Origin of the sequence: uncultured Pedobacter sp., assembly GCF_913776295.1 — a bacterium.
Taxonomy (GTDB): Bacteria; Bacteroidota; Bacteroidia; order Sphingobacteriales; family Sphingobacteriaceae; genus Pedobacter.
On sequence record NZ_CAJYOJ010000087.1, the window covers coordinates 101,825 to 122,533 of the forward strand.

Sequence of the window (20,709 nt, forward strand, 5' to 3'; positions counted from 1 at the left end):
TCTAACTACGCTCAAACTAACGAACACCTTAATTAAAGTTATTACTAAAAAAACTTTGAACTAATGACGAATAGACTAGCTAACCTACTTATTCATCAACAAATTTACCAGTTCTTTAAGCTCTTCCACTTCCAATTCAAGTTTCTCAATGCGGTTTTCTAAAGCAGTAGTATCAATTTGAGTTGAGATATGTACTTCCGTTTCGGTTGTGATTTCAGCTTGTTCGCCCAATAGATGAATAAAACGGGCTTCTTTCTGGCCAGCTCTTTTTGGTAATTGTTTTACAAAAGCTGGTTCTTCATCCGAAAGTTTTTGAAGCTGTTCCAAAACCTCTTCTATACTTTCAAATTCGTACAACCTGCCCGAATTGCTATTGATTTCTCCTGGCGTTAAAGGCCCGCGTAGAAGCAAAAGGCAGATGATGGCCAATTCTGACGGTAATAAAGGATAAACGATGGCCAAATTATGTTTGTATTTGGTAACGCGACTCGATCCTCCTGTAGCTGTGGAGATTAAACCTTTAATTTTAAGTTGGTTTAGCGTTAAGGTTATGGTTTCCTCATCATAATTTACCACCGGGTTTCTTGAACTTTTTTGGTTGCAGGCTGCAGTTAAGCCATTTAAAGTCAGCGGGTAATAATCAGGTGTGGTGCGGCTTTTTTCTATTAGAGCGCCTAAAACACGTTGTTCTTCTACTGATAAATCGGGAAGGGGTTTTACGTTATCCATATGATAAAAGTATATATTGGCTGAGCATTTTGGAAATTATTTTGTAATAAACTGTATTGAAGATAAATACCCTATATTTTGGTAATCACAAAGGAGGTTCTTCTGTTGTTTTTTCTCCCGGCTTCCGTTTTATTATCTGCAACAGGTTTATTGGCTCCAAAGCCCTTAAAAGTAAGCCTCTTTGTATCAATACCATTTTTAATCAGATATTCGTAAACGGCATTTGCCCGGTTATAAGATAATTTTTCATTTAATTTATCATCGCCAACATTATCCGTATGCCCTTGAATTTCAATTTGTAAGTTTTCATTTTGGTGTAAGAAATCGATCAGCAGATCTAACTCGCGGATAGAAGCAGGTAAAAGATTAAACTTGTTGGTGTCGAAGAAAATATTTTTTAAAGTTACATTTCCACCCTGCTTTATTTTTTCGATATAAACTTCAATCTGGTAAGGTTTGTTAATGTCGACACTTTTAAGCTCGAAATTTTCGGAGTAAAACAGGTAACCTTCGGCATTTACATTAAACAAATAGTTACTCCCGATGGGCATTACTGCTAGAAATTGGCCAGTTTCGGGATCGGTATAATCTTCAAAAACAGTTTTATTGGTTTTCAGATCTATTACCTGCACATTGCTTTCTATTGTTTTTTTGGTATCACGATCTCTTACAATCCCTTTCACATAAGAAATCTTTAGCGGCTTGGCTGTTTCCGGAATGCCAAAACTATAAATGTCCTGCAGGCCATAACCACCTTTTAAATTTGATGAAAACAGCCCCGAATTACCATCAGCACTTACTACTAAACCGCTTTCATCTTCAAAAGAATTGATCGGATAGCCAATATTAATCGGTTTTTGCCACTGGCCATCGTCGCCCTGTCTGCTAAAGTAAATATCTTTATTGCCGAAACCTGGCCAGCCATTTGAAGAAAAATACAATGTTTTACCGTCTGCATGCAGGAAAGGGGTATTCTCATCAAAAGCAGTGTTGATCCCTGGTCCCAGATTAATGGCTGGTCCCCATTTTGCATCATCGGTAATGGTACTCTTCCAGATATCATATCCTCCAAATCCGCCAGGTCTGTTGCTGATAAAATATAAGGTACGCCCGTCAGGACTTATGGCCGGCTGTGATTCCCAGAATTCTGAATTAACGGGCTGGCCAACATTATAAGGTTCACCCCAATCTTTTCCCTCACGGTGGGAAACATAAATATCACATCTGCCCAAACCATCAGGCCGGTTGCAGCCGGTAAAAAACAGATACTTCCCGTCAGGAGAAATGGTTTGCGCACCTTCATTATATCTGGTTGTATTTATTTTGGTCGATAATGGCGTGGCAAGGCCCCATGTATTGTTTTTAAACTGAGCGGTCCAGAAGTCTTCATTACCGTTTACCTGCCGGGTAAAAACCAATGTTTCGCCATCAGCAGTTATCGCCGGAAAATACTCGGCATCAACTGTATTTACGCCGCCACCTAAATTTAATGGACTATATTTTACAGGCTTTTTTATTGCAATGTTGGCAAAATCACAATCTGAAAGGTATTTTTTTGCTCTTTTGGCTTTTTCAGATGAGGAATCCAGTGCTAAAAAATCATTAAAATGCCGCTTTGCGTTTGGATAATCCTGCGTAGCAAATGCTACTTCTGCAAGACTGTAAATTATTTCCGGAGCAACCGTTTTATTAATTAATATCGCCTTTTCGTAAGCTATTCTGGCGTCCTGATACTTCTTTTGAGCTTTATAAACTCCTGCAAGTAAGATATAGGCATTCTGAAATAACGGATCTGCTTCTACAGCATTCTTTAATAATTGTTCAGCAGCGGTGTAATCAAATTGATCAACAAACGGACCTGCTTTTTCAAAATAAGCCTGTGCCTTTTTATTCGGGGAACTTTGTCCAAAACAATAAAAGCTTAGTATGCTAAAGGAGAGGATTAGGCAAAATTTCATTACATTAACATTTGGTATCAAAGCTAATGTAAACTAATTTAAGGAATATTTAAAAATTTGTGTGTTTGCAAAGAAATCTCCCATTTCGGATTGGCCATTACATAATCAATAATTAATGGTGTAATTTCTTTTGATTTAGACCACTCTGGTTGAAGATATAGTTTGCAGTCTGAAGATACCATAGCCGCATATTCCTCTGCCCATTTGAAATCACTTTTATTGAAAACAATTACCTTTAGTTCGTTGGCAAACGGTGTGATGTCTGGCCTTGGTGCTTTAAATTTTTTGGGCGATAAGCAAATCCAATCCCAGTTGCCCGAAAGTGGGTAGGCACCTGATGTCTCGATAAAAGTAAGGATTCCCCTTTCTTTAAGTTTATTGGTGAGGTAATCGAGATTATAAATTAACGGTTCGCCACCGGTTATTACCACTGCCTTGCCGGGAAATTGACTCGCATTTTCTACAATAACATCCGAAGCAGTAAGCGGGTGCATTTCTGCATCCCAGCTTTCTTTTACATCGCACCAGTGGCAACCCACATCGCAACCGCCCAAACGGATAAAATAGGCTGCTTTACCTGTATTAAATCCTTCGCCCTGTATAGTGTAAAATTCTTCCATTAAAGGAAGTAATGTGCCGTCTTCTGGTATTGCTTGTTTCATTTTTGAGGATGCAAATATCCTAAAAAAATATGGTGATGTAGTTTCTCTTTCAAAATTTAATGGAAAGATGAAATAATAGTGATATTTATTTGCCGTATTTTAGCAGTATGAAGTGGTTCAAAGCGCTAAATAACAATCAGATTCCTCGTCCGGATACCATTAAAACAATCGAGGTGGCAGGAAAACAGCTTTGCCTGATCAATCATGAGGATAAAATTATGGTAACCCAATCTCATTGTCCGCATGCCGGAGGCCATTTTAGTGGCGGATGGTGTAAAAACGGAAAACTGGTTTGTCCAATTCACCGCTACGAGTATAGCCTTGAAACAGGAAGAGGAGCAGAGGGGCAGGGCGATTATATCAAAATCTATCCGACAGAATTGCGTAAAGATGGCTTGTATATCGGCTTTGAGGAAAGCTGGTGGAGTAAATTGTGGGGTTAATGATATATCAACCGGTTAATGGTATTGTGATAATTGTTGAGTTAGCTACTGTAAACTGTAAATTAAAAACTGTTAACTGAAAACCGGTTAATTAAGCAAATATCTGTTAAAAAACTCCTTACAATTTAAAACTTCAATCTCCGAAAAATAAAAATCCTCCGCATTTTCGGTGATGATACATTTACAACTGGCAGATTTGGCTGCGTAGTATTTCAGACCATCTTCAAAGTCGTGTATTCTCTTATTAAACAATGTATCCAATACACCTTTTGATGAATTGCCGGCGATTTTTAGATATTGGCAAAGCAAATCGATTTTTTGTTTGGCTAACTGTGTTTTATGTTTTTTCTCCGCAAAATAAAATGCGATAGCCAAACAAAGGGGAGAGGTATAAATTTCAAAATTTGGATGCGATGCTAAACTTAAGATTCTTGATGAGTAAGTGTAAAGCGGGTATTCCTTATTTAATACCGAAACTAAGACATTAGCATCTAAAAATATCTTCATCAATTACTTTTTAGAAAAAAAGAATTCATCTTTTGAATTTTTACGGCTTGCCTTTGGCGTTTTTTTATACTCTATTTCACCTTCAGCAACCATGCTCACCCAGTCTGAAATGGGAAAATCTTCTAAAGATTTGTATTCATTAGCAGTTACCTGAGTTAAAAGGTGTTCTATTAATCGCGATAAGCTGATATTGTTTTCAGCGGCATATTTTTTTGCCCTTGCTACAACATCTTGATTAAAACTTAAAGTTAACTTGGTATCCATGTGATTAAATTTTAATTCAAATATAATAATTATACGTAAAGATTAAAAATATTACACGTAAAAAAAAACAGCTCAAACTGAGCTGTTTTTTTAATATCTATGACTATTGGTTTTTAACCTTTTAACTAGGAATAAATTTCTTTCCTTGCCGAAGCCAGTGTATTTTTCAATAAGCCAACAATCGTCATTAAACCCACGCCACCTGGTACAGGTGTGATATAAGAGGCTATAGGCGCAACATTTTCGAAATCTACATCGCCATAAAGTTTAAAACCCGATTTGGTTTCTGCAGAGTTTTCACGGTTAATGCCTACATCAATAATAATGGCACCAGGTTTAACCATATCGGCAGTAACAAAGTTCTTTTTACCAATGGCTGCGATAACAATATCGGCCTGCAAAACCTGCTCTTTTAAATCTTTAGTTCGTGAGTGGGTAAGTGTTACCGTACAGTTACCAGGATTGGCATTACGTGCCATTAAGATACTCATCGGGCTGCCTACGATATTACTGCGGCCTACCACTACACAGTGTTTTCCCGTGGTATCAATATTATATTCCTGTAACATCAATAAAATACCATAAGGTGTTGCAGGGATAAAGCAAGGTAGGTTACGCATCATCCTTCCCAGATTTACCGGGTGGAAACCGTCTACATCCTTGCGATAATCAATCTTTTCGGTCACTTTTTCAGGATCGATGTGTTTAGGTAACGGCAATTGTACGATTAAGCCATCCACATCAGCATCCTGATTAATTTCTTCAATTTTAGCTAATAATTCCGCTTCTGTGACCGAGTTGTCGTAACGGTGTAGAGAAGATTTAAAACCAACTTTTTCACAGTTTTTCATCTTACTGGCTACATAAGTCTCGCTACCCCCATCGTTACCAACTAAAATGGCAACGAGGTGTGGTTTGCGACCTGTTTTATTTAAAAACTCAGCCGCCTCTTCAGCAATCTGAACTTTAACTTTTTCTGATACGTATTTACCGTCTAATAGTTTCATATTTATGAGATGTGAGATACGAGATGTTAGATTTGAGATTGATGGTACTTTCTCAAATCTCAAATCTAACATCTCAAATCTAATTAATCTAATTTCAAAACCGCCATAAATGCAGATTGCGGAATTTCTACGTTACCCACCTGGCGCATGCGTTTTTTACCTTTTTTCTGCTTCTCTAACAACTTGCGTTTACGGGAAATATCACCGCCATAACATTTTGCGGTTACATCCTTACGTAGCGCACTCAATGTTTCGCGGGCAATAACTTTAGCGCCGATCGAAGCCTGGATTTTTATTTCAAATTGCTGGCGTGGGATCAGTTCTTTTAATTTCTCGCAAATTTTCTTGCCAAAATCGTAAGCGTTACTGCGGTGAATCAACGAAGACAATGCATCAACGGGTTCTTCATTAATCAGCATATCCAAACGAACTAAATCCGATTTACGGTAGCCAACCTGATGGTAATCGAATGAGGCATAACCTTTAGAAATGGTTTTCAATTTATCATAAAAATCAAAAACAATTTCGCCCATTGGCATTTCAAAAACCAATTCAACACGATCAGAGGTCAGGTAGGATTGATTAACAATGATACCACGTTTTTGAATACAAAGTGACATTACCGGACCAACAAATTCTGCCTTGGTAATGATATTTGCTTTGATAAAAGGCTCTTCAACAGAATCCAGCTTGCTTGGATCTGGTAAATCAGATGGATTGTTTACCGTGATTTCGATACCTTTGGTAGTGTGCGCAACATATGATACGTTGGGTACGGTTGTGATCACCGTCATATCGAATTCGCGTTCTAAACGTTCCTGAATAATTTCCATATGCAACATACCCAGGAAACCGCAACGGAAACCAAAGCCTAAAGCAGCAGAACTTTCAGGTTCGAAAACGATAGAAGCATCATTTAACTGCAACTTATGCATCGCTTCGCGTAATTCTTCAAAATCCTCTGTATCAACAGGATAAATACCGGCAAATACCATCGGCTTAACCTCTTCAAAACCTTGAATGGCACCATCTGCAGGCCGGCTAACGGTTGTAATGGTATCTCCAACTTTTACCTCACGTGCTTCTTTGATTCCGGAAATAATATAGCCTACATCGCCAGTTTTAACTACATTGCGCGGAGCCATATCCAGTTTCAGAATACCCACCTCATCAGCCAGGTATTCTTTGCCCGTATTAATAAATTTTACTTTGTCGCCCTTTTTAATTTCGCCGTTTACCACTTTATAATAAGCGATAATCCCCCGGAATGAATTAAATACAGAGTCGAAAATTAATGCCTGTAATGGTGCCTCGGTATCACCCACCGGCGCCGGAACCCGATCTACAATGGCTTGTAAAATTTCAGGAATTCCCATTCCCGTTTTACCTGAAGCAGGAATAATATCCTCCCGATCACAGCCAATTAGATCAATAATCTGATCTTTTACCTCTTCTGGCATAGCGCCTGGTAAGTCCATTTTATTTAGGATCGGGATAATCTCAAGATCATGCTCCAAAGCCAGGTATAAATTCGAAATGGTTTGTGCCTGTATACCCTGCGAGGCATCTACAATCAGCAAGGCACCCTCGCAGGCGGCAATTGATCGCGAAACCTCGTACGAGAAATCTACGTGTCCAGGGGTGTCAATTAAGTTAAAAACATACTCCTCACCGCCAACTTTATAGTTCATTTGTATGGCATGACTTTTTATCGTAATGCCGCGCTCGCGCTCCAAATCCATGTTGTCGAGCAATTGCGCCTGCGCTTCACGCTGCGAAATCGTCGCTGTATATTCTAATAACCTATCAGCCAGGGTACTTTTACCATGGTCGATATGTGCAATAATGCAAAAATTACGTATATGCTTCATCTTTGCGCAAAGATATGTTTTTTAATGGAAATTGTAAGCTGTTCGCTAAAGTGATATTCCTGAATTTTTATGCAGCTTAAAGTGGGATATTTCAGGTTGATATGAAAAGCAAAGTCAGTTGCATTTCGCATCAGGTAGCCCTTTCTTTCACTATATCTTTTTGGCCATAATGGTATTCAAACCATCAAATTATTTAGCTAAAAAGCATACTGTTACAGCCAGGTTTATTAAGCCGATGCACTGGTGTCTAGGTCAGTATCTCCAGGTTTGAAGCTTAAGCGTAACAATTGATCAATTGTTCGCTCTAATGCCTAACCAAATCCAATATTATGCTCAACTTAACCCATATCCATAAAAAATACGGCAATTATGAAGTGCTAAATTTCGGTCAATGGAAAATCGGTACAGGAGTATACTGGTTAAAGGGAGGTAACGGTACTGGTAAATCAACCTTATTCCGCCTTATTTCCGGTCAAACACCTTTTAAAGGCGAAGTTGAACTCAATGGAGTTAATCTTAAAAAAGAACCTATGAAATTTCGCAGTATGATCAGCTTTGCCGAGGCCGAACCTCAGTATCCTTTATTCATCCGTGGACAGGAATTGATTGATTTTTACCTTGAAATCCGTAAAGTAGATATTAGCCAAGCCACCTATTTGGCTGATTATTTTGAAATGTCGGCTTTTTTAAGTCAAAAGGTTGGGGGGTACTCCAGTGGTATGCTTAAAAAGTTATCATTAATATGTGCGTTTATTGGTAATCCGGATTTGTATATTTTAGATGAACCTCTCATCACCATCGATGTGGTTTCGGCCGATAAGTTATACAAGCTTATTCAGGAAAAGGCAACACATGGAAAGTCCTTCCTATTATCTTCCCATCAGGAAATTAGTGCAGATAAATTGCATTTAAATGGTGTATTTAAAATTATTGATAAACAAGTAACTGAACTGTAGATGTTAAGGCTCTTTATCAATACATTAGTCAGATCTTTTTTTCAGCAGCATGCTGGTTTGTTTTTGGTGGGTATGTATGTTTTGTATGGTGTGGTAGAGCCTTCGCAGTTAATTGGTTACCAAAAAGCATTGTTGCTAATTGGTGTAACTTCTCCCATGGGTATGGTAATTGTTTTTGGCGCCTGGGTTTTATATAGCCTTAAGGTATTGTTTTTCGTGAGGCAAAAATTTGCAGAATCACAATATGGTTTTTTAAGGCAAACCGCTGCGCTAAATATGGGTACTCAATTTATGCTTTGGCTTAAATTGTTCTTGATCATCCTTTTGCCTATAGGTATTTATGTTATTTTATTAATTGCCTTAAGTTTTAGCTATCATCTTTGGTGGAGCATTGTAAGTATTGTATTGATGTTTACAACACTTTGTTTCGCTTTATCATGGTTTACCCTGAGGTTAATAACTTTTGGGTTTTTAAAGCAGGAACGCAACTCGTTAAATTTCGGTATAAGGGCGAAAAGACCATTTTTCAGTTGGCCTGTCTTTCACGTGTTAAACGGGCATCCTTTAATGCTGTTGGTTTGCAAATGTTTATCGTTTATTTTTTTCAGGGGGATAATATGGATGTTCGCAGATGTTGAAAATGATGGTAGGGTGGTGCTGATTGGCTTATTGGCGTCAGTTTTATGTCATGCAGTTTTGATTTACAGCCTACTTACATTTGAAATATCCTATTTGAATTTCGTAAAAAGCATGCCTGTGTCCGTATTAAAGCGTATTGCTAATTGGATGTTAATATTTGCCGTCATTTTAATACCCGAATGGCTATCTGCAGGTGTTTTTTTACCAGGCAAAGCTGTTACGTTTTTCAGCGCATTATTATTTAGCCTGGCAAGCTTTCTGTTAATGATAACAATTTTATATTTCGTAAGATTAAATATGGATCGTTACCTCAAATGCTTACTCTTTTTCTTTTTTGTAGCCATTTGGGCAATACTTTCACATCATACTCTTCCATTCTGTTTATTTTTATTGGTTGGCTGCAGTTCTTGTTACCTGAAATTTTTTAATAAAACCGATTTAAAAGCACTTAAAGATTAGCTGGCGAATAGAAGCTTTTTTTGAGAAAAATAAACTTATAGGGTGCATACGGCTTAAAAGTGGTGTCATTTCGGATGAAGCCGAGAAATTGGTATAGATAGTTTTCCCTGTTTCGCCAATAGAGAAACTGCCCGGCTCCATTCGATAGGACGATTTTTTATAATCTTACACCACCGTTTTCTTCCACTTACCTTTTTTAAACAGAATAAATGCCGCTATTGCAATCCCTGCTTCTGCCGTCGGAATCGCAATAAAAACGCCCGTTGGACCCATTTCTAAATATCTGGCTAAAAAGTACGCCAATGGAATTTGGAAGAGCCAGAAGGCAAATACATTAATTTTAGTCGGTGTCCAGGTATCGCCGGCACCATTAAAAGCGCTATTAAATACCATAGCGGCACCATAAATTACAAAACCAATGCTTAAAATTTTTAAAGCTTTGCCAGCAACTGCAATGACATTTTCATCGGTTGTAAAAAATGCCGCGAACAAATGTCCACAGGTTAAAAACAATACACTTACTATGGCCATGAAAATGATGATGTATCTCAAGGTCTGAAATACCGATTTTTCTGCGCGGTCTATATGCCCCGCACCCAAATTCTGGCCAACTAGCGTAGCTGCTGCGTTGCTTAAGCCCCATGCCGGTAGCATGAAAAACATCATCAGGCGCAATGCAGTTTGATAACCTGCCGAGCCGGTATCGCCACCTGTGGTAGCCACCAGTTCGGCCAGAAATACCCAGCTGCAGCTGGCAATAACAAATTGGAAAATAGCTGGCGCAGCAATTTTTATAATGGCTTTAATCTGATCCCAATCGGGGATGAAGTGCCTGATCCGGATTTTTAAGGCGTTTTTACCACTAAATAAATTATATCCCTGATAGATCACGCCCAACCCACGACCAATGGTAGTGGCAATGGCAGCACCCGTTAAACCTAATGCAGGTATTGGGCCTAAACCGTTGATCAAAATAGGGCAAAGGATGATGTTGGCAATGTTGGCGATCCACAAACTACGCATAGCTATTGCCGCATTACCTGCGCCACGAAAGATCCCGTTAATTAAGAAGAGCAGGACAATAATGATACTTCCGCCCATCATAATGCGGACGAATGCAACACCTTGCTCAGCTGTTTCTCTTGAAGCACCCATGAGCAACAGAATGTCTTTGGCGTAAATTAAACCAAGGATACTAATAACAATGTTAACGAAAACAGCTATTAAAATGGTCTGAATGCCAGCTTTTGCTGCTGCTTCCGGATTTTTCTCTCCAATTCGGCGTGCAACCACAGCAGTTGCAGCCATACTTAAACCTATGGCTAATGAATATATAATGGTTAAAACCGATTCTGTTAATCCTACGGTTTGGATCGCATGACTACTATTTTCCAGGTGGCCAACAAAATAGAGATCAACTAAAGCAAAAACCGATTCCATAGCCATTTCCAGCATCATCGGAATGGCCAATAAAATAATAGCACGTTTAATGCTGATTGAAGTAAGGTCAACCTCATGACCTTTTAAAGACTGAACGAGGATATCAAAAAATGTCGATAGCTTGCCCTGTGCCTTTGTAGACTGTGACATATAATTATAATAAAGAGTAGTGTATAAACCAATGATACGCCCTTAAGCGTAGATACCTAAATTAAAATGGGAGGGAATCCTCGGTTATTTAGAACCTCAAACGGATTGCAGATACTATCATGGCTCTGGTCTTTTTGATAGATCAAAGATACAGAAAAAATCTAAACGTCAAATTTTATGACAGATTTTTAGTGCTTATTGTTTTTTGCCACAGAAACACAGAACGCACGGAATTAAATTGTTGAGTTTAAAAAGGTGTAATTCGATTCCGGTAATGAGGGCAAGAACGATGCGAAGTATAGGCTGGTAGCGAGCCGTCGACTGAAGCGCAGCAAAATGCCCGCCTGTTAGGGCAGGCCCGCCTGTACTGGCGGTGAGAAATCTTTGAACGTTGAATTAAACAGTTTTGGGGATTTCTCGACTTCGTTCGAAATGACGGTTCAATCAGGTACTACTAAATACTATATGCTACAATCATTTCCTCGCTAACTTTTATTCCACGACCAGTTTTTAAATCGATCAATACATAGTCGAAAATCCCATCAGAAGCTATCTTACCTGTTTTTTTATTAATGATTTCGAACTGAACAGAACAGCCTTTGTCGTTCATGGCTAAAATACCTGTCCGGATCAACATCAAATCATTCATCAATAACGGGCGTTTGAAATGGATATCCACATGGCTTACCACCCAGCCTAAACCTTGTTGGGTAAAATGTTCCCAGGGCATACCATAAAATTTTTCCATTTGTTCATAACGGGCAGCCAATACATAATCAAGGTATTTACTATTATGCACATGGTTAAACATATCGATATCATCCGGACGGACGCGTAATTCGCTTTCAAAGATGCTGTATTGATTTTTTTCCAAGGGTAAATGTTTCGTGCAAAAGTAAGCTTTTGATATCTGTATATAAAGATATATCGACATAAAGATATCTCGTCTTTTTTTATTTTTGATATGAAATGGGAAAACTCAAATTATATGATCTCAATACTCCACGCGAAACAATTGTTAAGGAACGTGATGCTATTTATTTGAGCCATACCCCTGAACAGTGTTTTTTTAGGGTTCTGCAACTCAACCATATTTCTGTTGTGATGAATGGTGGCCAACCATTAAAATCTCCCCAAGGCAAAGGGCTTGTCATTCGTAAACCAGCCATATAATTTTGTTATATGTCTTTTCATAAAGAAAATCCGGAGATGCTTTTGTTACTGGAAACATTTGAGCTCTTTAACGTCAATTATCTTATTGTAGGCGGTTTTGCTTTTAACCGATATGGTTATAACTTTACCACCGGAGATTTGGATATTTATTTAAAAGAGAATAAACAGAATAGACAATACCTCAGGGTTCCAATCTACTGATCCGAAATTAAAATATGAGTACATCCATCCAGAAGTTTTAAAATATCGCAGTAAGGGCGGGAGTGGGGCAACTGATTAAACAGAAACTTGTATCTGCAAAACATCTGGGATAAACTTTTTTGATCGTTTAATAAACTCTTGCTAATAAATAAAATTAGCCTTATCTTTGCGCCACAATTAATTAATTTTTATTGCTTTAATATTATTCAAGAAATGTATTTAAGTCCAGAAAAGAAAGCCGAAATCTTTAAACAACACGGCGATGTAGAAACCAACACGGGTTCTGCAGAAGGTCAGGTAGCGCTATTTACATACCGTATTGCGCACTTAACAGAACACTTAAAGAAAAATCGTAAAGATTTCTCTACCCAGTTGTCACTTCAAAAATTGGTAGGTAAACGCCGCGGTATTTTGGCTTACCTATACAAAAAAGATATTGAGCGCTATCGTGCTATCATCAAAGCTTTATCGCTTCGTGATATCATTAAACAAAAATAAGCGAATTTTATCAGCGAAAGCCATTCTTTAAGGAATGGCTTTTTTTCGTTCTTACGTTATTTGAAAATGATCATAAACAGATTACTTAAAATTATTGCAATAATTTTATTTTTACCAGCGATTTTATTTCTTGTATTATATCTGTCTATTCCATTTACAGGTATTCACATTAACGATGGGGCAGCTACATTTTTTGGACTTTGCGCAATCGCCGGGGCTATTTTACTAAGAAATAATAAATAAATTCGAATATATAAACCCGATCTGTTCGAAAGAGGAAAAACAGATCACAATAATTTTTAAATGAATGTAATAAAAAAATCGTTCGATTTGGGCGATGGCAGAATTGTAGAAATTGAAACAGGTAAACTGGCTAAACAGGCTGATGGTTCGGTTGTCGTAAAAATGGGCGATACGATGTTGCTGGCAACTGTCGTATCTACTGTTGGTGCTAAACCGGGTACTGATTTTTTACCTTTATCGGTTGATTATCAGGAAAAATATGCGGCTACAGGCCGTATTCCAGGTGGTTTTTTACGTCGTGAGGCCAGATTATCTGATTACGAGGTATTAATTTCCCGTTTGGTAGACAGGGCTTTGCGTCCACAGTTCCCTTCAGATTATCATGCTGATACACAGGTGATGATTTCTTTAATTTCTGCTGATAAAAATATCATGCCAGATTGTTTGGCAGGTTTAGCCGCATCGGCTGCATTATCAGTTTCTGATATTCCTTTTAATGGTCCAATTTCTGAAGTGCGGGTGGCTAAAATTGACGGTAAACTGGTTATCAATCCATTTGCCAGCGATTTAGAGCGCGCAACACTCGAATTTATGGTGGCCGGTTCTGCCAACGATATCTGTATGGTGGAAGGTGAGTGCGATGAAATCCAGGAGGATGAAATGGTTGAAGCTTTGAAATTTGCACATGATGCCATTAAAGTTCAATGCGCAGTTCAGGTTGAATTAACTGAAGCAACAGGCAAGACTGTTAAACGCGAATACAACCACGAAGACCATGACGCAGATCTGAAGGCTAAGGTTTACGCCGATACTTACGATAAAGTTTACGCAGTGGCTAAAGCTGGCGGTAACAAAGACGTTCGTAAAGAAGGTTTTACCGCGATCATCAACGAATTCTTCGAAGCCATGCCTGAAGATACTGCTGATTTGACCAAAGCATTGGCTAAACATTATTATCATGATGTTCAGTACGATGCGATCAGAAACTTGTTATTGGATGAAGGCATCCGTTTAGACGGACGTAAAACTACCGAAATCCGTCCGATCTGGAGTGAGGTAGGGTATTTACCTGCTGCACACGGTTCTGCCGTATTTACACGTGGCGAAACCCAATCCCTAACTTCGGTTACTTTAGGTGGTAAAGATGATGAGCAAATGATTGATGGTGCTTTCTTTAATGGCTACCAGAAATTCTTATTGCACTATAATTTCCCTGGTTTCTCTACCGGCGAGGTTAGACCAAACAGAGGTGCTGGCCGTCGCGAAATTGGTCACGGTAACCTGGCTCAGCGTTCGTTGAAAAAAGTATTGCCACAAGGCGAGGCAAATCCTTACACCATTCGTGTAGTTTCTGATATTTTAGAATCTAACGGTTCATCATCAATGGCAACGGTTTGCGCAGGTACTTTAGCATTGATGGATGCAGGTATCAAAATCAAATCTCCGGTTTCGGGTATTGCCATGGGTTTAATTACCGATGAAAAAACAGGTAAATATGCTATCCTTTCTGATATTTTAGGTGATGAAGATCACTTAGGTGATATGGACTTTAAAGTAACCGGTACCGAAAATGGTATCGTTGCCTGCCAGATGGATTTAAAAATCAATGGTTTATCTTACGAAGTATTAACTAAAGCTTTGTTACAGGCTAAAGATGGTCGTTTACATATCTTAAATGAAATGAAGAAAACCATCAGTCAGCCTAATGAAGATTACAAACCACACGCGCCGCGTATTGTTTCTTTAACTATTGATAAAGAATTTATCGGTGCAATTATTGGCCCTGGAGGTAAAATTATCCAGGAAATGCAACGTGAAACCGGAGCCACCATCTCAATTGAAGAAGTTGAAGGTAAAGGTATTGTTGAAGTATTTGCCGATAACAAAGCATCAATTGATGCAGCGGTTACCCGTATCCGTAATATCGTTGCCAAACCAGAAATTGGTGAAATTTACCAGGGTAAAGTTAAATCAATTATGCCGTTTGGTGCTTTTGTTGAAGTAATGCCAGGCAAAGATGGTTTATTACACATCTCCGAAATTTCATGGGAGCGTTTAGAAACCATGGACGGTGTATTGAAAGAAGGTGATAAAATCGAAGTTAAATTGTTAGACATCGATAAACAAGGTAAAATGAAACTTTCACGTAAAGTTTTATTGCCAAGACCAGAAAAACCAGCTGCACCAAAAGCATAATTGGCGGTCGTTATGCTGAATTTATTTCAGCATCTCAATAATCAAACCCCTTTCAGTTTTTACTGGAAGGGGTTTTTATTGATGGCTATTTTGTTTAACAATGATTTCGTAACTTGCATTACAGATGAAAAAAAATATCAACATCGTAGAAGGGCCTGTTGCTGATTATAAAAAGGCTGAAGAAGACTTACTTAAAAAGGGCTTATCAAGTAATTATACAGAACGTTTTCACACTATGGCAAGATTGATGAAGCTAAATATGATACTAAAATCTGCTAAAATTACTCATAAAAAAATCGAATAATAAATGGATGTTTTTGATGATGAAATTTTAAAATTGTGGCGTTCATTGCTGAACAATAATGTTAGCTTTATTATGATTGGTGGAGTTGCAACAAATCTTCATGGCTTCCATAGAACAACAGATGATATAGATATTTGGATTAAAGATAATCTTGAGAACAGACAGAATTTACGAGCTGCATTTAAAGAGTATGGTTTAGGAGATTTCAAAAATTTAGAAACTTTAGTGTTTATTCCAGGTTGGACGGATTTCTATTTGCATAATAGTTTAAGGATGGATATCATGACTACTGTTAAAGGTTTGGAGGAATTCGGTTTTGATAAGTGCTTAGAATACGCATCTATAGCAACAATTTATGAATTGGAAATCCCTTTTTTGCATATTAATCAATTAATTGATTCGAAGAAAGCTGCAAATCGACCGAAAGACCATATTGATATAATTGAATTAGAAAATATTAAAAAATTAAGAAACGATTAAATGAAAAACATTATAGCTCCATCCATACTTTCAGCCGATTTTGGGAATTTACAGCGCGACATTGAAATGATTAATCAAAGTGAGGCCGATTGGTTTCATGTTGACGTGATGGACGGTGTTTTCGTTCCGAATATCTCTTTTGGTTTCCCGGTAATGGCGGCTGTGAAAAAGCACGCTTTTAAACCATTGGATGTACATTTAATGATCGTGGAACCCGATAAATATATTGAGGATTTTGCCAAGGCAGGTGCAAGCAGAATTACGGTGCATTATGAAGCCTGTACCCATTTGCATAGAACCATACAGCTAATTAAAGCTTCTGGTTGTAAAGCAGGCGTAGCTTTAAACCCGCATACACCTGTTAACTTGCTTCAGGATGTGATAGAAGATCTTGATCTGGTGCTAATCATGTCCGTTAATCCGGGTTTCGGGGGGCAGGCGTTTATCCATAATACCTATAAGAAAATCAGGGATCTTAAAGCTCTAGTTCAAGGGGTAAACGAAAATTTGATTATTGAGGTAGATGGTGGCGTGGGTTTACAGAATATTACTGCATTGGTTTCAGCTGGTGCAAATGCCTTTGTTGCCGGAAATGCGATTTTTGCCACTGATAATCCGACAGAAACTATTGCTAAAATGAAAAGTCTAACCGCTAGCACAATAAGTATTTAATTTAATTACTAAATGTTATATTGCTAAATTGTTGTCAGTATAAGGCGCAGCGTCTTAATACCTGATATATTTGTCTTGATACGAAAAATGCTCAAATTTCGGCTAATCCTGGTTCTTATAATTGCTGGTTTCAGCTTTGCTGTAGCACAGCCGTTAGTTAGGGTTTCGGGAATAGTTTATAGTGACGAAAAGTTGCCCCTGGCGCAGGTTACCGTAAGTGTTTTAGGACAAGCGCAATCTACAGTTACGGATGAATTTGGTATATATACCATTTATTCTAAATCGAAAACGTTTAGTATCAAGTATTCGCTTTTGGGCTACCAGCCTCAAACAGTGGAGTTTAGTGAACGGATTGGCGCGCGGATTACAAGGCAGGTAAGTTTAATTGCCAACATCAATGAATTGGAGCAGGTTAATATCGCCAATAAACAGAATCAGTTAAGTAATACCACTACCCTTAATATCGGTAATTTTTCTGCTATGCCCTTGGTTTCGGGAAATTTTGAAACCATGCTCAAAACCCTGCCGGGTGTATCTACAAATAACGAATTAAGTGCTCAGTACAGTGTTCGTGGAGGTAACTTTGATGAAAATCTGATTTACATTAATGATGTCGAAATTAACAGGCCGGTATTAATCCGTAATGGACAACAGGAGGGGTTGAGCTTTATCAATTCGGATCTGGTAAGTAAGGCAAAATTCTCAGCAGGTGGCTTTGAAGCTAAATATGGAGACAAACTCTCCTCGGTTTTAGATATCAGGTATGAAAAACCGGATAGTAATCAAACCATCTTAAGTACAAGTTTCTTAAATACCTCATTAAGCACTAAGCGGATATTCAAACATAGCTTTTTACTTGCAGGTTTGCGGTACAAGAATAATACAAGTGTTTTGATTAAGCAGGACGAAAAAGGAAGCTATAATCCTAACTATGCCGATGCACAAGTGCTTTATCAGTATGATTTTTCATCAAAATTTAACATTAGCTTTTTAGGCAATTTCAATGTTGGCCAGTTTAAGTTATTGCCTGCCAATCGCGAAACCCAGTTTGGTACCTTAAGCACTAAATTAAAATTTGATGTGGATTATACAGGGCAGGAAATAGATGATTATCAAACTTTTGGCAGTGCTATTACCGCTGCGTATTCGCCTAAGCCAAATTTAGTAATTAAATTTATAAACAGCTATTTTAGTACTATTGAACGCGAGCGCTTCGATATTAACGGGAGCTATATTTTTGCAGAAGTAGATAATAATTTTTACGGAGAAAATTTTGGACAGGTTAGCAAAAGCAGCGGCATAGGTATTTATTATAATTATGGGCGTAACAGTTTAAACACGAAGGTTTTTACTTCAGAAATAAAGGTAGATCAGAACTTTAACAGTCATGTTTTTTCATGGGGACTAAAACTCGACCAGTCCAGGTATATTGATCAGCTGAATGAATACAGTTATACCGATTCTGCGGGATATATTTTGCCCAATAATTCAAAAAATATCACTTTACAAAACTTAATTAACGTTAAGAACAATCTTGACATTAAAAATTATAGCGCTTATATTCAGGATAGTTATTCACTTTCCGGTTTGACGGAGTTACAGCTTGGCTCGCGGGCTACTTACAGTTCGTTGAGCAAACAATTGCTGATTAGTCCGAGGATGTTAATTGCTTACCGGCCAAGCTCCAATAATAAAATACTGCGTTTTACTGCAGGTATTTATAATCAGCCACCCTCGTACCGGACAATCAGAGATTTTTCAGGTATATTAAATATAGGTCAGCAGGCACAGCGTTCTTACAATACTTCGATAGGTTATGATTATGCTTTTGACGGTTTTGGAACCCGTTTAAAATTTACTTCTGAGATTTATTTTAAATATTCAGACCGATTAATTCCATACAAAATAGATAACCTGAGAATTAAATACCTGGCGAATGATGTATCGAATGGTTACGCCTACGGTGCCGACTTTAGTATAGGCGGCGAGTTTGTTAAAGATCTGGTATCTTATTTCAGGATGTCGGTGATGCATGCCAATGAAGATATTTTGGGCGATAGCTATGTTCAGAATGGAAAGGTAATTTTTCCGGGTTATTTAAAGAGGCCAACAGATCAGCGCCTGAATTTTTCCATATTTTTTCAGGATAAGCTATTGAACAGCCCCACTTACAAAGTTCACCTTAACGCACTTTATGGCTCACGTTTGCCAATCGGCCCTTCACAAACACCCAGGTATTTAGATAAGTTTTACATCCCTTCCTACAAGCGGGTAGATATTGGCTTTTCGAAAGATTTTTTAGATGATGCAGCCGTACATAAACCAAAATTCCTGGATAGAAATTTTAATTCCGTAATCCTGTTCTTTGAGATTTTTAATATGCTCAACATCAATAACACGGTTTCTTATCTATGGCTAAAAGATGTAAATAATGTTCAATACGCGATTCCAAATTATTTAACCGGCAGGCAGTTTAACCTTAAGTTGATTGTAAGGTTGAAAAATTAGCTGGGGAAAAAATGAACCTTTAGTTCCACAACCTAAAGTCGACTTTTTTGCTTTTCAAAACCATTTAAATACCGAATATCTTGATTAAGAGGTTGAATTGTAAAAACTGCAATAAAGCCCTCGATTTTTAGCTTTTTTTTAACAAAATTTAATTTTTTAGGTAACGATTTTGTAGGCATAACTGCTATAAAAATTTTACATTTACGCCCATAAAACATTATATAATAACATGAAGCATAATTTTGGCGCAGGCCCTTGTATTTTACCTCAAGAAGTGTTTAAACAAGCCGCTCAGGCTGTTTTAGATTTTAACGATGGATTATCGATTTTAGAGATTTCGCACAGGACAACCGAATTTGAGGCAGTTGTTGCAGAAGCTGGTAAGCTGGTAAAAGAATTATTAAATGTGCCATCGGGTTATTCCGTTTTATTTTTACAAGGGGGTGCAAGTTTACAGTTTGCGATGGTGCCGATGAACTTATTGGGCGATGGACAAACGGCAAGTTATTTAGACACTGGTGTTTGGGCAAGCAAAGCTTTGAAAGAAGCTAAATTCATCGGTAATGTAAATGTGGTTGCATCATCGAAAGATGCAAACTATACTTTTATTCCGAAGGATTTCGAAATCCCTGCTGACAGTGCTTATTTCCATTATACCTCAAATAATACCATTTATGGAACGGAGCTTTTCGAAGTACCTGAAACAAACATTCCGGTGGTTTGCGATATGTCTTCTGATATCATGAGCCGTGTGATCGATGTTTCTAAATTTGATCTAATTTATGCAGGTGCTCAAAAAAATGTAGGTCCGGCAGGTTTAACCATTGCTATTGTGAAAAATGAGGTTTTAGGTAAAATCGATCGTAAGATTCCTTCGATGTTGAATTATCAATCACATATTGATAACGACTCCATGTACAATACGCCTCCGGTTTTTTCAATTTATGTGGCTTTGTTAAACTTACGCTGGTTAAAATCGAAAGGTGGAGTTGCTGAAATTGAAAAAGAAAATAAGCAAAAAGCTGAGGCACTTTACAGGGAGATCGATCGTAACTCTTTATTTAAAGGAACTTGTGCTGTTGAAGATCGTTCCAGAATGAATATCTGTTTTGTAATGGAAAATCCGGAATTGGAAAAACCATTCCTAAAATACGCAGAAGAGCAAGGTATTGTAGGCATTAAAGGCCACAGAAGTGTGGGCGGTTTCCGTGCATCCATGTACAATGCTTTACCAATTACAAGTGTACATGCTTTAATTGATGCGATGCAGGCATTCGAGGAAAAACAGTCAAAGGTAAATTAAAAATCAATTATAACCGCAGAAGATGATCCGATTATTTAATCGGTGT

21 protein-coding genes are annotated in these 20,709 nt (G+C 37.9%); 12 read left to right on the forward strand and 9 right to left on the reverse strand.

All coding sequences use genetic code 11. The annotated features are described in order from the left end of the window. Positions 1-84 precede the first annotated feature (84 nt). From QZ738_RS20685 to QZ738_RS20695, 3 genes are all read right to left on the reverse strand, one after another. A complete protein-coding gene (locus tag QZ738_RS20685) occupies positions 85-729 on the reverse strand; it encodes a YceH family protein (RefSeq protein ID WP_293790279.1) in 645 nt (214 codons plus the stop codon). Between the two features lie 71 nt (positions 730-800). Beyond that, positions 801-2,687 carry an OmpA family protein gene (locus QZ738_RS20690; protein ID WP_293790282.1) on the reverse strand — a complete coding sequence of 629 codons (1,887 nt, stop codon included), beginning with the start codon at positions 2,685-2,687 and terminating at the stop codon, positions 801-803. Between the two features lie 38 nt (positions 2,688-2,725). Then, a complete protein-coding gene (locus tag QZ738_RS20695) occupies positions 2,726-3,349 on the reverse strand; it encodes a 7-carboxy-7-deazaguanine synthase QueE (RefSeq protein ID WP_293790284.1) in 624 nt (207 codons plus the stop codon). Between the two features lie 107 nt (positions 3,350-3,456). Between QZ738_RS20695 and QZ738_RS20700 the strand changes: the two genes are divergently transcribed. Next, positions 3,457-3,792 (forward strand): Rieske 2Fe-2S domain-containing protein, encoded by a 336-nt coding sequence (locus tag QZ738_RS20700; RefSeq protein ID WP_293790287.1) that lies wholly within the window; start codon positions 3,457-3,459, stop codon positions 3,790-3,792. Positions 3,793-3,879: 87 nt separating this feature from the next. Here QZ738_RS20700 and QZ738_RS20705 read toward each other — a convergent pair whose 3' ends face one another. From QZ738_RS20705 to lepA, 4 genes are all read right to left on the reverse strand, one after another. Then, positions 3,880-4,299 carry a PIN domain-containing protein gene (locus QZ738_RS20705; protein WP_293790290.1) on the reverse strand — a complete coding sequence of 140 codons (420 nt, stop codon included), beginning with the start codon at positions 4,297-4,299 and terminating at the stop codon, positions 3,880-3,882. 3 nt (positions 4,300-4,302) lie between these two features. After that, complete coding sequence (locus QZ738_RS20710; protein ID WP_293790293.1) at positions 4,303-4,563, reverse strand: DUF6364 family protein; 261 nt, start codon at positions 4,561-4,563, stop codon at positions 4,303-4,305. 125 nt (positions 4,564-4,688) lie between these two features. Then, positions 4,689-5,570 (reverse strand): bifunctional 5,10-methylenetetrahydrofolate dehydrogenase/5,10-methenyltetrahydrofolate cyclohydrolase, encoded by an 882-nt coding sequence (locus QZ738_RS20715; protein WP_293790296.1) that lies wholly within the window; start codon positions 5,568-5,570, stop codon positions 4,689-4,691. Between the two features lie 83 nt (positions 5,571-5,653). After that, a complete protein-coding gene (gene lepA, locus QZ738_RS20720) occupies positions 5,654-7,441 on the reverse strand; it encodes a translation elongation factor 4 (RefSeq protein ID WP_293790298.1) in 1,788 nt (595 codons plus the stop codon). 329 nt (positions 7,442-7,770) lie between these two features. On the opposite strand from lepA, the gene QZ738_RS20725 reads away from it, so the two are divergent. Further along, positions 7,771-8,397 carry an ABC transporter ATP-binding protein gene (locus QZ738_RS20725; RefSeq protein ID WP_293790301.1) on the forward strand — a complete coding sequence of 209 codons (627 nt, stop codon included), beginning with the start codon at positions 7,771-7,773 and terminating at the stop codon, positions 8,395-8,397. Beyond that, positions 8,398-9,495: a hypothetical protein gene (locus tag QZ738_RS20730; RefSeq protein ID WP_293790304.1), complete on the forward strand. Its 1,098-nt coding sequence runs from the start codon at positions 8,398-8,400 to the stop codon at positions 9,493-9,495. It begins immediately after the preceding gene. Between the two features lie 165 nt (positions 9,496-9,660). Here QZ738_RS20730 and QZ738_RS20735 read toward each other — a convergent pair whose 3' ends face one another. Together QZ738_RS20735 and QZ738_RS20740 are read right to left on the reverse strand one after the other, a co-directional pair. Beyond that, the gene (locus QZ738_RS20735; RefSeq protein WP_293790307.1) at positions 9,661-11,085 is read right to left on the reverse strand and encodes an MATE family efflux transporter; all 1,425 of its coding nucleotides are present in this window, start codon (positions 11,083-11,085) and stop codon (positions 9,661-9,663) included. Between the two features lie 454 nt (positions 11,086-11,539). After that, a complete protein-coding gene (locus tag QZ738_RS20740; protein WP_293790310.1) occupies positions 11,540-11,959 on the reverse strand; it encodes a thioesterase family protein in 420 nt (139 codons plus the stop codon). Between the two features lie 95 nt (positions 11,960-12,054). Between QZ738_RS20740 and QZ738_RS20745 the strand changes: the two genes are divergently transcribed. The 9 genes from QZ738_RS20745 to serC all read left to right on the forward strand — a co-directional run bounded on the left by QZ738_RS20745 (position 12,055) and on the right by serC (position 20,663). Then, positions 12,055-12,258, forward strand: coding sequence for a hypothetical protein (locus QZ738_RS20745; protein ID WP_293790313.1), 204 nt, complete (start codon positions 12,055-12,057; stop codon positions 12,256-12,258). Between the two features lie 9 nt (positions 12,259-12,267). Further along, positions 12,268-12,459 carry a hypothetical protein gene (locus QZ738_RS20750; protein ID WP_293790316.1) on the forward strand — a complete coding sequence of 64 codons (192 nt, stop codon included), beginning with the start codon at positions 12,268-12,270 and terminating at the stop codon, positions 12,457-12,459. Between the two features lie 213 nt (positions 12,460-12,672). Continuing rightward, positions 12,673-12,957 (forward strand): 30S ribosomal protein S15, encoded by a 285-nt coding sequence (rpsO, locus tag QZ738_RS20755; RefSeq protein ID WP_293790319.1) that lies wholly within the window; start codon positions 12,673-12,675, stop codon positions 12,955-12,957. 303 nt (positions 12,958-13,260) lie between these two features. Then, positions 13,261-15,396 (forward strand): polyribonucleotide nucleotidyltransferase, encoded by a 2,136-nt coding sequence (gene pnp, locus QZ738_RS20760; RefSeq protein ID WP_293790322.1) that lies wholly within the window; start codon positions 13,261-13,263, stop codon positions 15,394-15,396. A 124-nt stretch (positions 15,397-15,520) separates the two neighbouring features. Further along, positions 15,521-15,700, forward strand: a complete 180-nt coding sequence (locus tag QZ738_RS20765; protein ID WP_293790325.1) for a hypothetical protein — start codon at positions 15,521-15,523, stop codon at positions 15,698-15,700. Positions 15,701-15,703: 3 nt separating this feature from the next. After that, the gene (locus QZ738_RS20770; protein ID WP_293790328.1) at positions 15,704-16,180 is read left to right on the forward strand and encodes a DUF6036 family nucleotidyltransferase; all 477 of its coding nucleotides are present in this window, start codon (positions 15,704-15,706) and stop codon (positions 16,178-16,180) included. Next, positions 16,181-16,852 (forward strand): ribulose-phosphate 3-epimerase, encoded by a 672-nt coding sequence (gene rpe / locus QZ738_RS20775; RefSeq protein ID WP_293790331.1) that lies wholly within the window; start codon positions 16,181-16,183, stop codon positions 16,850-16,852. 87 nt (positions 16,853-16,939) lie between these two features. Then, positions 16,940-19,360, forward strand: a complete 2,421-nt coding sequence (locus QZ738_RS20780) for a TonB-dependent receptor (RefSeq protein ID WP_293790334.1) — start codon at positions 16,940-16,942, stop codon at positions 19,358-19,360. Between the two features lie 229 nt (positions 19,361-19,589). After that, positions 19,590-20,663 (forward strand): 3-phosphoserine/phosphohydroxythreonine transaminase, encoded by a 1,074-nt coding sequence (gene serC, locus QZ738_RS20785; RefSeq protein ID WP_293790337.1) that lies wholly within the window; start codon positions 19,590-19,592, stop codon positions 20,661-20,663. The last annotated feature ends 46 nt before the right edge of the window (positions 20,664-20,709 follow it).

Coding starts and splice junctions, on each gene's coding strand:
- lepA (WP_293790298.1), bottom strand. CDS start 7,441: ATGAAGCATATACGTAATTTTTGCATTATTGCACATATCGACCATGGT.
- QZ738_RS20780 (WP_293790334.1), top strand. CDS start 16,940: ATGCTCAAATTTCGGCTAATCCTGGTTCTTATAATTGCTGGTTTCAGC.
- QZ738_RS20695 (WP_293790284.1), bottom strand. CDS start 3,349: ATGAAACAAGCAATACCAGAAGACGGCACATTACTTCCTTTAATGGAA.
- serC (WP_293790337.1), top strand. CDS start 19,590: ATGAAGCATAATTTTGGCGCAGGCCCTTGTATTTTACCTCAAGAAGTG.
- QZ738_RS20765 (WP_293790325.1), top strand. CDS start 15,521: ATGAAAAAAAATATCAACATCGTAGAAGGGCCTGTTGCTGATTATAAA.
- QZ738_RS20770 (WP_293790328.1), top strand. CDS start 15,704: ATGGATGTTTTTGATGATGAAATTTTAAAATTGTGGCGTTCATTGCTG.
- QZ738_RS20690 (WP_293790282.1), bottom strand. CDS start 2,687: ATGAAATTTTGCCTAATCCTCTCCTTTAGCATACTAAGCTTTTATTGT.
- QZ738_RS20730 (WP_293790304.1), top strand. CDS start 8,398: ATGTTAAGGCTCTTTATCAATACATTAGTCAGATCTTTTTTTCAGCAG.
- rpe (WP_293790331.1), top strand. CDS start 16,181: ATGAAAAACATTATAGCTCCATCCATACTTTCAGCCGATTTTGGGAAT.
- pnp (WP_293790322.1), top strand. CDS start 13,261: ATGAATGTAATAAAAAAATCGTTCGATTTGGGCGATGGCAGAATTGTA.
- rpsO (WP_293790319.1), top strand. CDS start 12,673: ATGTATTTAAGTCCAGAAAAGAAAGCCGAAATCTTTAAACAACACGGC.
- QZ738_RS20715 (WP_293790296.1), bottom strand. CDS start 5,570: ATGAAACTATTAGACGGTAAATACGTATCAGAAAAAGTTAAAGTTCAG.
- QZ738_RS20725 (WP_293790301.1), top strand. CDS start 7,771: ATGCTCAACTTAACCCATATCCATAAAAAATACGGCAATTATGAAGTG.
- QZ738_RS20710 (WP_293790293.1), bottom strand. CDS start 4,563: ATGGATACCAAGTTAACTTTAAGTTTTAATCAAGATGTTGTAGCAAGG.
- QZ738_RS20705 (WP_293790290.1), bottom strand. CDS start 4,299: ATGAAGATATTTTTAGATGCTAATGTCTTAGTTTCGGTATTAAATAAG.
- QZ738_RS20685 (WP_293790279.1), bottom strand. CDS start 729: ATGGATAACGTAAAACCCCTTCCCGATTTATCAGTAGAAGAACAACGT.
- QZ738_RS20750 (WP_293790316.1), top strand. CDS start 12,268: ATGTCTTTTCATAAAGAAAATCCGGAGATGCTTTTGTTACTGGAAACA.
- QZ738_RS20745 (WP_293790313.1), top strand. CDS start 12,055: ATGGGAAAACTCAAATTATATGATCTCAATACTCCACGCGAAACAATT.
- QZ738_RS20735 (WP_293790307.1), bottom strand. CDS start 11,085: ATGTCACAGTCTACAAAGGCACAGGGCAAGCTATCGACATTTTTTGAT.
- QZ738_RS20700 (WP_293790287.1), top strand. CDS start 3,457: ATGAAGTGGTTCAAAGCGCTAAATAACAATCAGATTCCTCGTCCGGAT.